General features: G+C 59.5%; 13 protein-coding genes. 4 read left to right on the top strand and 9 right to left on the bottom strand.

Features of this window, described 5'->3' with window-relative positions:
- Positions 1-49 precede the first annotated feature (49 nt).
- The 3 genes from rpmG to LSG25_RS06180 form a co-directional block, all read right to left on the bottom strand.
- A complete protein-coding gene (gene rpmG, locus LSG25_RS06190; RefSeq protein ID WP_232743823.1) occupies positions 50-217 on the bottom strand; it encodes a 50S ribosomal protein L33 in 168 nt (55 codons plus the stop codon).
- A 34-nt stretch (positions 218-251) separates the two neighbouring features.
- Complete coding sequence (gene rpmB / locus LSG25_RS06185) at positions 252-488, bottom strand: 50S ribosomal protein L28 (protein ID WP_232743822.1); 237 nt, start codon at positions 486-488, stop codon at positions 252-254.
- Positions 489-686: 198 nt separating this feature from the next.
- Positions 687-1,880, bottom strand: a complete 1,194-nt coding sequence (locus LSG25_RS06180; protein ID WP_255696645.1) for a Bcr/CflA family multidrug efflux MFS transporter — start codon at positions 1,878-1,880, stop codon at positions 687-689.
- Between the two features lie 327 nt (positions 1,881-2,207).
- Between LSG25_RS06180 and LSG25_RS06175 the strand changes: the two genes are divergently transcribed.
- Complete coding sequence (locus LSG25_RS06175; RefSeq protein WP_370635994.1) at positions 2,208-3,395, top strand: class I SAM-dependent methyltransferase; 1,188 nt, start codon at positions 2,208-2,210, stop codon at positions 3,393-3,395.
- A 51-nt stretch (positions 3,396-3,446) separates the two neighbouring features.
- Here LSG25_RS06175 and LSG25_RS06170 read toward each other — a convergent pair whose 3' ends face one another.
- The 5 genes from LSG25_RS06170 to radC form a co-directional block, all read right to left on the bottom strand.
- On the bottom strand, positions 3,447-4,868 hold the full coding sequence (locus LSG25_RS06170; RefSeq protein WP_232743820.1) for an MATE family efflux transporter: 1,422 nt from the start codon (positions 4,866-4,868) through the stop codon (positions 3,447-3,449).
- The gene (locus LSG25_RS06165; RefSeq protein ID WP_232743819.1) at positions 4,865-6,634 is read right to left on the bottom strand and encodes a glycosyltransferase family 39 protein; all 1,770 of its coding nucleotides are present in this window, start codon (positions 6,632-6,634) and stop codon (positions 4,865-4,867) included. Before LSG25_RS06165 ends, LSG25_RS06170 begins: the two co-directional genes overlap by 4 nt.
- A 97-nt stretch (positions 6,635-6,731) precedes the next feature.
- A complete protein-coding gene (locus tag LSG25_RS06160; protein WP_232743818.1) occupies positions 6,732-6,998 on the bottom strand; it encodes a type B 50S ribosomal protein L31 in 267 nt (88 codons plus the stop codon).
- Positions 6,999-7,590: 592 nt separating this feature from the next.
- The gene (kynB, locus tag LSG25_RS06155; protein WP_232743817.1) at positions 7,591-8,220 is read right to left on the bottom strand and encodes an arylformamidase; all 630 of its coding nucleotides are present in this window, start codon (positions 8,218-8,220) and stop codon (positions 7,591-7,593) included.
- A gap of 275 nt (positions 8,221-8,495) precedes the next feature.
- Positions 8,496-9,173: a DNA repair protein RadC gene (gene radC, locus LSG25_RS06150; protein ID WP_232743816.1), complete on the bottom strand. Its 678-nt coding sequence runs from the start codon at positions 9,171-9,173 to the stop codon at positions 8,496-8,498.
- Between the two features lie 49 nt (positions 9,174-9,222).
- Between radC and LSG25_RS06145 the strand changes: the two genes are divergently transcribed.
- Genes LSG25_RS06145 through maiA form a run of 3 tightly spaced genes read left to right on the top strand, consistent with a single transcriptional unit; the run spans position 9,223 to position 11,315 of the window.
- Positions 9,223-9,699, top strand: coding sequence for a peptidylprolyl isomerase (locus LSG25_RS06145; protein WP_232743815.1), 477 nt, complete (start codon positions 9,223-9,225; stop codon positions 9,697-9,699).
- Positions 9,699-10,661: a 4-hydroxy-3-methylbut-2-enyl diphosphate reductase gene (ispH, locus tag LSG25_RS06140; protein WP_232743814.1), complete on the top strand. Its 963-nt coding sequence runs from the start codon at positions 9,699-9,701 to the stop codon at positions 10,659-10,661. The genes LSG25_RS06145 and ispH overlap by 1 nt, the downstream gene beginning before the upstream one ends.
- Positions 10,662-10,670: 9 nt before the next feature.
- Positions 10,671-11,315 (top strand): maleylacetoacetate isomerase, encoded by a 645-nt coding sequence (maiA, locus tag LSG25_RS06135; RefSeq protein ID WP_232743813.1) that lies wholly within the window; start codon positions 10,671-10,673, stop codon positions 11,313-11,315.
- Positions 11,316-11,784: 469 nt separating this feature from the next.
- Here maiA and LSG25_RS06130 read toward each other — a convergent pair whose 3' ends face one another.
- Complete coding sequence (locus LSG25_RS06130; protein WP_232743812.1) at positions 11,785-12,402, bottom strand: 2-hydroxychromene-2-carboxylate isomerase; 618 nt, start codon at positions 12,400-12,402, stop codon at positions 11,785-11,787.
- Positions 12,403-12,595 lie beyond the last annotated feature (193 nt).

Raw genomic sequence — 12,595 nt, 5'->3', positions numbered from 1 at the left:
ATGAAAAAACCCCGCCGCGGCGGGGTCTTCGATAAAAAAACCGCTTTTTTTATTTAAGCTTGGTTTCTTTGTAATCGACATGCTTGCGAGCAACGGGATCAAATTTTTTGATCAGCATTTTTTCGGGCATGCTGCGTTTGTTTTTGGTGGTCGTGTAAAAATGACCAGTACCGGCGGTCGATTCGAGTTTGATTTTCTCGCGTATACCTTTTGCCATGATCAGCTCCTGATGGTTAGAACGCTAGCGTGGCTTAAGCCAGTTCGCCGCGGGCGCGCAAGTCGGCCAAAACGACATCGATGCCGTTTTTATCGATTGTGCGGATCGCTTTGGTGGAAACGCGCAAGCGTATCCAGCGGTTTTCGCTCTCGACCCAGAAGCGGCGCGATTGCAGGTTAGGTAAAAAGCGACGCTTGGTTTTATTGTTTGCGTGCGAAACATTGTTGCCCGTCATTGGGCCTTTGCCGGTAACTTGGCATACGCGTGCCATGGTCATACCCCTTGATAATTTAGATTGGCCTATCACCGTCACTTGCCCCACCGGCGACTCGGGCCATACATACATTGCATGCGGTTTGGCATGCAGCTTGGTATTCGGGCCTGTGCCTTGGTGGATAATCGTGTAGGCTAATTAAAAGACCGGTACATTCGTAAAGCCTAGTATTCTAATACGAAATGCCCAGTCTAATCAAGCGGTACGTAAGGCCACGCGCCCAAATAGCCACGACAGGCAGGCACAAAGCGCCAGCATGCCTGTCAAAGGCAGGGGTGTACTGGATTGCCATTCACTGACGGCCAGGCCCGACAGGGCTCCGCACAGCATTTGCAATGTACCCATGAGGGCGGATGCCACTCCCAGGCGATTGCCCTGCTCGGACAGGGCCAACGCGGCGGCATTGGGGCTTACGAACCCCTGGCTTCCCATGAAGCCGATCAGGCAAAGCATGAGCAGAGGCAGCGTCATTGCGCCCGCGAGGGTGACCATCAACGCCGCCAGGGTTATGCCGGCCAGGCAGATTTGCGCGATTTTAAGCAGGGTTTCGGGGGAGTAGCGGTTCAGCAGCCTTGCGCTGATCTGCGAGGTAATGATGAGCGCCGCTGCGTTAAGTCCGAATAAAAATCCGAAATATTTCGGATCGACATGAAAAATCTCGATGAATACACGTGGCGATCCGGAAATGTAAGCAAACATGCCTGCCGATCCGAACCCTCCGGCAAGCGTGTAGCACATGAATCCCCTGTGGCGCAGCAATCCCGTGTAGTTGCGGGCAATCGTGGAGACTCTCAGCGGAATGGCCTTTTCGGGTGGGAGCGTTTCGCGCATGTAGCGGATTACGCCCACCAGCAAGAGCACGCCGCAGATTGTCATGATCGCGAACAGGCCGCGCCAGCTTCCGAAAATCAGGACTTGTCCACCTAGAAGCGGGGCCAGTATGGGAGTAACTCCCATGACCAGTATCAGTACGGACAGGGCCTTGGCCGCTTCGCGGGTGTCGAAGTTGTCGCGTATGACGGCCCGCGGGATGACCATGCCCGATGCTCCGCCAAATGCCTGCACGATACGCCACAAGGTCAGGTGTTCGATACTACTGGTCAGGCCGCAGGCGATCGAGGCGATAATGAACAGGGCCAGCCCCATGACGAGAGGCAGCTTGCGACCGTAGCGATCGGCAAAGGGCCCGTAGAAAATCTGCGCGATGGCCAGGCCGAACAAATAACTGGCCAGTGTCCGCTCTACTTGCCCCTGTGTCGTGTTCAGGCCTTGCACTATCGCGGGGAATGCGGGCAGATACATATCGATGGCCAGCGGGCCGAGGGCCGTAAGCAGGCCCATCAAGATCAGCCACCGGGGGAAAGCGTGTTTTTTTTGCACAGAAGACATATCTGGAAAGGGTAAGGCGCCGGGGCGCCGGTGGCGTGGTCGCTGGTGCGTCAGGGGTGGCGCGCAGCCGGCAATCCTGCTGAATTAATGATACGGGAAATGGGGGACAGGGTGGTGGCCGGGTATTCGCGATCGGCCATTTGATGATAAATTGGACACAAATTGAGGGTGGCTGGCATCGTAGCACGTCTCAATTCGTCTTATTTTTGTGAAAACTTGGCTTTATTCAGAATTTCATCGCTTAAAAATAGGAGATTGCTTGTGAGTTCGGTTGTGTCTGCTGTCGAAAGTAAGCTTGCGCTGTTACCGTTGCCCGTAGAACTCGTCATGCCCGATGGAGCGCGTTTGGGAGCGCCCAATCCGCAGGTTCGCATGACTATCAAAGATAGAGCAACTCTGGCGCATCTGGCCACTGGTGAAGTGGGAGTACTGGGAGAAGATTATGTCGAGGGGAAGCTTGATATCGACGGCTCCATGCGCGATCTTATGCGGGTTGCCGCGGCTATTTTGCCCGGCTCGCCTGTTGATGCGGCTCGCGGCGGTTGGCTGACGGGACTGGTGCAGCGCCTGGTGTCGGTGTGGCGCCATTCCATCGAACGCGACGAACGCCAGATTCAGTTTCATTACGACTTGTCCGACGAGTTTTATGCCTTGTGGCTGGATCCGCGCAGGGTTTATTCCTGCGCTTATTTTCGCGAACCCGGCATGTCTGTCGCCCAGGCGCAGGAAGCCAAGCTCGATCATATCTGCCGCAAGCTCATGTTGAAAAAAGGCGAACGTTTCCTGGATGTCGGCGCCGGCTGGGGAGGGCTGCTGATGTGGGCCGCCGAGAATTACGGGGTTGATGCAACAGGCATAACCTTGTCCAAAAACCAGCATACCCATGTCAATCGCCTGATCGAGGCCAAAGGCCTGGGTGGGCAGGTACGCATGCATCTGCTCGACTACCGCAAGCTCGACGAATCGACGCCCTACGACAAGATTGCCTCGGTTGGCATGTTCGAACACGTGGGCAGGGCTCAGCTCAACGGCTATTTTTCCAAATTGCGCCGTCTGGTGCGCCCGGGCGGCCTGGTGCTCAACCATGGAATTACGGCCGGCGGCGTAAAGAACGCCGAACTTGGCGCCGGCATGGGCGAGTTCATCGAGAAATACATTTTTCCGGGTGGAGAACTGACCCACATCAGCAATGTGCTCGCCAATCTGACCGACGGCGGCCTTGAAGATGTCGATATCGAGAACCTGCGGCCGCACTATGCGCGTACCCTGTGGGCATGGAGCGATGCGCTCGAGGCATGTTTGCCGCAAGCCCGGGCGATTCTCGGAGGCGAGCAGGGTGAACGCTCGCTGCGTGCCTATCGAATGTACCTGGCCGGTTGCGCGATGGGTTTCGAGCACGGCTGGATAGCGCTGCATCAAATATTGGCCCAGCCCATTTCGATAGGGCGCACCGATGAACTCGACAGCCCGCCGGACTTGAGCTACCCATGGCGCCGCGACTACATTTATTCGTAGAAGCGTCGCCCGCAAGGGCCGGCTCTTGTGGCCGTCCCTTGCGGGCCTGCATCAAGCGGCTTGGCGGGAGTGGCGCTGACCGTGAATCCGCACCACGTGCCAGTACCAGCTATGCAGCAATAAGGCCGACAGGCCCAGTCCGGTCAGCGCCATGAGCCACATGGTTGCGGCACCGGTCGGTGCGCCGGGCATCAGGGCGTTGATGAGGGGGCGCAGGGCGCCGGCTCCAGCGCCGAAACCCAGCCACCAGCCTCCGACCAGTCCGATGCCGGTCAGGGCCACGATCTGCAACAGCAATGGGACGACCGCGACTTTATAGGCCCGCAGCAAATAAGACCCTATGCATTGCATGGCGTCGCATAGATGGAAAAAAGGAATGATCTGCAATAACGTTGCCGCGACGGCGGCGACCTGCAGATCGTCGGTATAAGCCTCCAGGATGAGCGGGCGGCCAACGATCAGCAGGGTTGCGGTGATCAGCGCACCGCCGAGCACCACAAGCAGCCCCGCCAGCCCGGTTTTTTTTGCGCGCTTGAAGTCATTGGCTCCTATCGCTTGCGCGGTGAGCGATGCCGAGGCGACCCCCACCGCCATGGGCATCATGTAGCACAGCGCGGCCAGATTGGCGGCAATTTGATGCCCGCCTGAAACAAACATGCCTTCCCGCGCAATCAGCAATGCCATGAAGCTGAAGGCGCAGACCTCAACCAGGTAAGAGCCGCCCATGGGCAGCCCCAGCCGCAGCAATTCCTTCAGAACAGGCCAGTGCAGGCGGCCGAGGGTGGGCTTGAATCTTGTGTAGTAGGGGTCGCGTCGCAGCACCCAGAGGCCCGTGCCCAGGCAAAGCCAGCTGACTACCGCAGTCGACAGGCCGGCGCCGGCGGCCCCCATTGCCGGCAGGCCGAGCTTGCCGAACATGAACAGCCAGTTGAAAAGGAATTTGAAGACGATGCTGATCAGGTTGATCGTCATTACGGTTTTGGGCCGCGACACCGCCGCCCCCAGTGCGTAAATCGTGCGAAAAACCAGTGTGGCCGGCAAAGCCAGAATCAGGGCGCGCAAGTACCAGGTGATTCCGTTGCGCACGGCAGGCTCGACATCGCCCGACAGCATCAACCAGACATCGGGGAACAGCATGGTCACGGCACCCACCAGCGACAGCCCCAGGGCCAGCCAGACACCCTGGCCCCAGGTTCGGCCTACTTCCAGATAGCGCCCGCCTCCGTAATGTTGGGCAAGAATGGGGATCAGGGCGTGCACGACGCCCATCAGGCCGACAAAAATGGTGATGTAGATGGACACGGAAAGCGCCATGGCCTGGAGGTCTGCGGCGCTTGCGTGGCCGGCCATGGCGGTATCGATCACGCCGAATGCGATACCCGCCCAGGAACTGACCAGCACCGGCCAGGCCTGCCTGAGTGTTTCCTTGATGTAAAACCCCAACGTTACCGGTGAAGGTATGGTGGATCTCATTTCTTGATTACGCGCAGCAACCGGAAGATTTCATGGCGGTCCGGCCCGCGCTTGCCCTGCCACAACACTTCGGCTGTGCCGGACTCGGCCGCTCCCGAATAGGCCGCCGTACCATTTTCGAGGCTCTGCGGTGAGGTTTGCTGCAGAATCAGCGTGCAATGGGAGTCGTAGCTGAAGTTAATTTGGTTGAAGACCAGGAACGAGGCGCGCTGGCCCGATCCGACTCCTTGTGCGCGCACGCATTCGTGCGGCTTTTTATAGGTTTGCAATGCTGTTTTCAGCTGGGCCGACACATCGCGATAACTGCGCACGTAGTCCAGCGCCGGCATCCAGAGCGTGGCCAGCAGCACCCAGGTGACAATCAGGCCTCCGGCCGACAGGACTGTTCCACGCCACAGGGCAAGGGGTTTTGAATGGAGCCGCCAGCGCACCAGCCCCACCCAGGTCAGGGTAGCCGCCAGGGCGATCAATACGGCTGCGGGCGCCACATGGGCCTCGTAGCCGGTCGTTTGTCGCGCGATGTTGTGGGCAATTTGCCGCGGCCAGCCTGTTTGCAGGGCAACCCATCCGAGCCATACCGTGGCGGCGGTGAGCGAAAAGCACATGACGGCAAACCAGTCCAGCGAATTGACGACTCCGCGCCTGAGGGTGGGCAGCGAGAAGGCGGCAAGCACGGCCACCGGCACAGCCATCAGGCTGTATTCAGGCTCGAATACGTCGGCCAGGAAAAACATGGTCAGCAGCGGCCAGGCGGCGAACATCAGCGGGATCCAGATATGCGGTGCCGCCAACCATGAGCGCCAGCGCCAGATCGCCAGCAGCGCAAAGGGCCAGGTGGGCCACAAGAACCAGGGCAGATCGCGCAAAATGCTCAAGCTTGTTTCGTAACTGGGCCAGGAGAAGGAGCCGAGATTCCATCTCCACCAGTTTTGCATCCAGTAGTCGCCGATCCGGTTGGCCGGGATCCACCACAGGGCAATCAGCGATATGGTCACTACTATTGTGATGACGAGCCAGTGCTTGGCATGCCACAACACGCTGCGCGGCTGAAATATAAAGGGCACCGCCAGCATGATGGGCAGTGATCCGATCCAGCCCCGTGTCAGGAAAGCCCCGGCCAGTGCGACGCCCAGGGTAATCGCGCCGGACAATGGCCGGTCCAGCATGCGGGCCACGGCGTAAAAAGCCAGGGCCTGGAATGCGATAAGGGCGGGCACCTCGGAGGTTTCGTGCATGCGCCACAGGATGCCCACCGTAGCGACAATGAGCAGGAGTGCGGCATCGGCAATCATGCGCCCGTAGTCGCGCACGGTGGGTTCCCCGCCAAACGGCAGGGCCAGCGGTTGCGGTTCCGGACGGCGGCCCAGCAGATAGGTGCCGTACCATATCGAGCTTGTAACCAGCCCGAACCACAGCAGATTGGGCAGGCGCGAGGCAATCAGGGCGGCGTTCAGGGAGGAGGTGAAGTACTCGAAAAACGGCCCGAAAAGCCAGATGCTGAAAGCCCCGACCCAGGTAATGAGGGGGCCGTCCTGCGCGTGGGCAAGCACCCCGACCTGCGGCAGCAGCCAGGCCTGCGCCGGGCCGTGCAAGGCGGTGAGCATCGTGGCCAGCCCCACCACATCGTCGGTTTTCCAGGGGTCTCGAAAAAACAGCCCCGCAAAAATGTAAACGACTCCAAGAACCAGGAGCAGGATTCTAGGCAGCTTGATCGTAGCCGGCGCAGTCAGGCGAGCGGGGGTGGATCGGGAGTCGTTGGGTGACACGGAAATGGGCGCCCCGAGAGGTAAAAAGACAATGCTATCTTAAAGTAAAAAGGCAGCCGCTAGGCTGCCTTCAAGGAACGACGCAGGATCGTTCGATTTACGATGCTTTCTTGGTTGTGCCAGCGGTGCGGGCAAAACGGGCGCGGAATTTTTCAACGCGGCCGGTTTCGACGATGCGTGTTTGAGCGCCCGTGTAGAACGGATGCGATTCAGAAGTTACGTCGCACTTGAAAAGAGGGTATGTTTTACCGTCGAGTTCGACTGTTTCGCGGCTGTTGAGCGTAGAGCGCGAAATAAATTTAGTGCCTGTTTGCTGATCCAGAAACACCACGTCGCGGTATTCGGGGTGGATGCCTTCTTTCATGTCGGTTTCCTGTTATTCCTGGGATGCTATCCCAAATAGTCCGGGTCGCCAGCCAGGCTTGAAGGCATTTTGCGCAAAACCCCAAAGGGCGCCGCAGCTGTTTTTGCCAAACCTAACCACGTATCCAATAATTAGCCAGAAATTCTAGCATGGAAAGCCGAGGTTTGTAAATCGGTTGGCAAACTGTTTTTGGCGGCCGGGCCATTGCCTGGGGTATTTTGGGTTTAAGTGTTTTATGGCGGCTGGGCGCGATTCAGTCGATTTTTTTTGGGGCCGTTTGGGTTTGATATTATTACTTTGGACGGGTAATTCTATAAAGACGCCGCAGGGTGGGCGGTGCTGTGTAGTCCGGCACGTCCAGCGGTCGTGGTGCTGCGCACCCCGACTGCCCGGGTCTGCCTCGTCCAGGCGGGCGTCGGGCCAACTCGCCCGGCCTCGCGAGGCCGGGCTCAAACAGGGCCCGCCGACATCCCCCGCCTTCCCTTCGTCAGCACCCGGCGCTGGACTACCGCCGGACTGCACGGCACCGCCCACCCTGCGGCTGCGTTACGGGAATGCATTGAGTGCCGTAAACGCTTGAATCCAAAATGTTCTAGTTCAGCGACCGCAGCACGGCGCGCACCGGGCTGGCGTCGGCCTCTATAAAAGCCAGGGGTAGCGCAATAAGTTCGTAATCGCCTGCCGGAACCGCGTCAAGCACCAGGTTTTCGAGTACTCGCATATTGTGGCGCAAAATGGTCTGGTGGCTGTCCAGGGTTTTACTCGATGCTGGGTCGATGCTGGGGGTATCGATGCCGATGAGCAGGACGCCTTTATCGGCCAGGTACGCGACGGTTTCCGGGGCGAAGGCTGAAAACTCGTCGCTCCAGAGCTCGGTCGCGGCCCGCATGCTGGTTCGCACGAGTATCCGGGGTGGGGCACCGGCCAGGGACGGCAGCAGATCGTCGATGGTTATCAGGGGGCGGCTGTGGATGGCGTGGATGACCCGGCAGGGCCCCAGAAATGGTTCAAGCCCCAGCGTGCCGACGGGTGCTCCTTCGGCGTCGTAGTGCAGGGGGGCGTCGGCGTGGGCTCCCACATGCGGCGACATGGTTATTTCGCTGACATTGACTGGGCAATTGGCGCCGATGGACCAGCGCCAGTGTTGTTTATAAGGCGTGTCGCCCGGAAATACCGGCGAGCGCGACGATACGGCGGGTGATATGTCCCACAGATGTTTCATGGTCTTGTGCGGGAACCTCCGAGGCGTGGCTCGGAGAGGGATAGCGTGCCATGTGCGGCCCGGCCCCCGCTTCCTTTATGCGAGTGCTATCAACAGTTTGCAGGTGTTTGAAGCTTATACCATTCCGGCGGTTTTTGTTTGGAATGGCGGAGTGTTTGCACAGGGCCGCCACTACGTGTCCTCTGCGGATTGCCCCAATTCCTGATCGTGGGGCAACTCTTGCGGGCCCGCTGTCGCGTAAACCCGCTTGTGCAAGCGCGGGCGGCGAGCTGCGTTTAAATCTGCCCCCGTTCGGCCAGTGAAATGGCTTGGCCGCCCGTTACGATAAGGTGATCCAGCAATCTGATGTCGACCAGCGCCAATGCATGTTTCAGGTGCCGGGTGAGGGTCAGGTCGGCTTCGCTGGGTTCGGCCACGCCCGAGGGGTGGTTGTGGGCCAGGATCAGGGCGGCGGCGTGGTGCCTGAGCCCGGCCTTGATGACCTCGCGCGGGTATATCGACGCCTGGGTGAGGGTGCCTCGTGATATTTCCTCGCTGACGATCAGGCGGTACTGGCTGTCGAGGTACAGGGCCATGCAGTGCTCGACCCGCAAATGTCCCAGAGTGGCGGTACAGTAATGCTTGACACGCTGCGGCTGATCCAGGGCGTGGCCGGCCTTGAGGTCTTCGGCGAGGGCGCGCCGATTCAGTTCGTTGATGGCCAGGAGTTCGCAGGTTTTGGCCATGCCTAATCCGTCGATGGACAGGAGCGTTTGCGCGTCGGCCGCCAGCAGGCCGCGCAGGCCTCCGAATTGCGTCATCAGGCGATGTCCCAGGCTGACGGCGTCGCAGCCTTTTATTCCGGTACGCAGGATGATGGCCAGGAGCTCCGGCGAGGTCAGAACCGCTGCGCCGTGAGCGATCAGGCGTTCGCGCGGACGCTCGGGATTCGTCGGGGACGTGTGAAGTGTCATAAGAGGCTCTAAAATAGATCAATAGCAATGACCTCCACGGTGACAGATTTTGACTTCCATTTCCGATTCAGTGAACGCTTTTGTCCGCCCCGACTCCTACTTGACCCTGCATTATCGTATCGTACTGGCGTCCGGCCCCGGGGCGGGATCGGTGTTTGCCGACACCTTCGATGGCCGCCCCGCCACGCTGCAGATGGGCAACGGACAGTGGGCGCCCGGCATGGAAGAGGCCTTGCTGGGCCATGAAGACGGCACGCGTTTCAGCGTCGAGCTGCCGGCGGCCCAGGCTTATGGCGAGCGCAATCCCGATCTCCTGCAGCGTGTAACGCTGGCCATGCTGGCCGAGCACACCGAGCCCGGATCCCGGTTCCAGCCTGGCGATATGGTCGAGTTTTCGGCGCCCAACGGCGGTCGCTATTCGGGGGTATTCAAAGAGCAGGGCGATACCTGGGCGCTTTTCGATTTTAATCATCCGCTGGCGGGCGTCGATCTGCGCATCGATGTGTCTTTGTTGGGAGTATTGTAATGTCTGCGACACGCAACGAGACGCAGTCCGATGTCGAAGTCGTTCTGGCCCAGCCCCGGGGTTTTTGCGCCGGCGTGGATCGCGCCATCGATATCGTCGAGCGGGCGCTTGAGCTTCATGGCGCCCCTATCTATGTGCGTCACGAGATTGTTCACAATCGTTATGTGGTGCAGGATCTAAAAGCCAAAGGCGCCATTTTCATCGACGAGCTTCACGAGGCCCCCAAAGGCGCCATTGTCGTGTTTTCAGCGCATGGGGTGGCCAAGACCGTGCGTGCCGAGGCCGAGCTCATGGGTTTGCAGGTCTTCGATGCCACGTGCCCGCTGGTTACCAAGGTGCATGTCGAGGTTGCCAAAATGCGCGCAGCCGGGCGTGAAATCATCATGATCGGCCATCGCGGCCATCCCGAGGTCGAAGGAACTCTGGGGCAGGCGGACGGCGGCATGTATTTGGTCGAAACTGCCCAGGATGTGGCCCAGTTGCAGGTGCGCGATCCCGACAATCTGGCGTTCGTCACGCAAACCACTTTGTCGGTCGACGATGCCGCCGCGGTGGCGCACGCTTTGCGCACGCGTTTCCCGACTATTACCGAGCCCAAGAAAAGCGATATCTGCTACGCCACGCAGAATCGCCAGGACGCGGTCAAGATCATGGCGCCGGGGTGCGACCTGGTCTTGGTCGTCGGCAGCCCCAATAGCTCGAACTCCAATCGTTTGCGCGAGGTGGCCGAACGCAAAGGAGCGGTCGCGCACCTTATCGACGACCCAGGGATGATCGATCCGGCCTGGCTGAACCAGGCCCGGCGGGTTGGCGTAACGGCAGGTGCGTCGGCGCCCGAGGTGCTGGTGCAGCAGGTGATAGGCCGTCTTAAGGAGCTGGGAGCGGTTTCGGTGCGCACCTTGCCTGGAGCCCAGGAAAACGTGGCTTTTCCTCTGCCTAAAGAATTGTCGCGCAAACGTTAGGACGATGTCATGAAGCTATACAGCTACTTTCGCAGTTCCGCCGCGTATCGCGTGCGTATAGCCCTGAATCTGAAAGGCCTGAGGTATGAAACGATGCCGGTGCATTTGCTCAGGCACGGGGGGGAGCAGTTGTCGGACGCGTATCGCGCCTTGAATCCGACGGCGCTGGTGCCTACGCTGGTCGATGGCGATCTGACGGTGGGCCAGTCCATGGCCATACTCGAGTATCTTGAAGAAACTCATCCCGAGCCGGCGCTGCTGCCGGCCGATGCGCCGGGCCGCGCGCGGGTGCGCGCGATTGCCCAGATTATCGCCTGCGATATACACCCGCTGGATAATCTGCGCGTGCTCAGGTATCTGAAGCACGAGATGAATGTTTCTGAAGAAGCCAAGAATGCGTGGTACAGGCATTGGGTGGTCGAGGGTTTGACGGCGATTGAAAAACTGCTGGCCGGCAAGCCGCAGACCGGCCGTTATTGCCACGGCGATCGGCCTGGTTTCGCCGATTTGTGCCTGGTGCCGCAAGTGGCTAATGCGCGCCGTTTCGAGTGCGATCTGGGCGCCATGCCGACTATTGTGCGGATCGACGCCGCTTGTGCCGAACTTCCGGCGTTTCAACAGGCCGCACCCGCCAATCAGCCGGATGCCGAGTGATCGCTGGCGTAGGTGGCTTCTGCGGCCAGTCGCCCTCTGTGTTCTTTAGACGCGGGGGTGGCGGCCCAGGCGGGGTGGAGCTCGCATCGTCCGGTCCTGGCTTTCGCCAGGACTGCCCGCGGCCGCAGCCTGGATCGGGCGGTCGCGGAACTCGCGTCGTCCACAGCCCCCCGGGCTGTGGACACCCTTGACGCTCAAACAACCGCTCCCTTGCCTCCCGATCCAGGCTGCGGCCGCGGCGGACTCAAGCTCGCCCACCCCGCCTGGGCCGCCACCCCCGCTCGCATTGGAGTTTTTTGTACGATCCAGGCCTGCGTTTTTCGGATGATCACAGGCTTGCGTTTTTTGCACGCTTATGGGGCTGCGTTTTTTGCATATCCCCTATGCCAGCGTTTTTTGTAAGCGCACGGTGCTTCAGGACAATGCGGCAATAGGGGCTCGTACAGGTCCCTTGTGGCCGCCTGTCAGGTCAATCCGCCCGTACCCTTGCTGGGCGCCGCAGCCATTTGCGGATGTAATCGAAGCGGTCGTAGCCCCAGAACGGTTCGTTGTCCACGAAGACGAACGGAGAGCCGAATACGCCGCGCGCGATGGCCGCATCGATACTGGTTTTGAGTGAGGCTTTGATGTCGTCCTGCTGGATTCCCTCGGCTAGCCGAGCCGGTTCTACCTGCGCTTTCTCGGCCAGTTGCAGCACTGTATCCAGCTTGTCGATGTCTTGCTGCTGCGCGAAGTAGGCGCGGTATGCCGCGTGTGCGAACTGCCTGCTTTGGGCGGCGCCCAGGTTTTGTTGGATCCAGAGCATGGCGCGGGCGGCCAGCAGAGTGGAAATCGGAAATCGGGCCGGATGGTTGTACGGAATGTCGAAAAGGGCGGCGGTGCGGTCGAAATCGTGCCGCGAGTAATCCCCTTTGATAGGCACTTCGATCAAGGGCGGAACGCCCATTATCTTGAACATCGGGCCAAGCAGAATGGGGTGCCAGTTCACGGTACGGCCAAATTCCGCCGCCAATTGGTCGATGCGGGTACTGGCAAAATAGCCGTACGGCGATGAAAAATCAAAATAAAAATCGATGGGAGTGCTCATGGGTGTGGCTGCTCGCAACAAATGTTATTGGGATGGACGGCAACGGCCCTGGCCCTGAAGCGCCTGTTCGCAAAAACATGTAATTCTGGCTCGGTGCCGACAGGTCTGTTTGAGTGTATAGCGATTTTTGCTTTCTATTGGTTATGATTGTGGATTGCATGGCTTTTGCGCCATGCGTCGAACCATCATAAAT

This window comes from Paralcaligenes sp. KSB-10 (assembly GCF_021266465.1).
Lineage (GTDB): Bacteria > Pseudomonadota > Gammaproteobacteria > Burkholderiales > Burkholderiaceae_B.
Note: the sequence above shows the minus strand (reverse complement) of the source record. Positions and strands in the feature narration are given on the sequence as shown.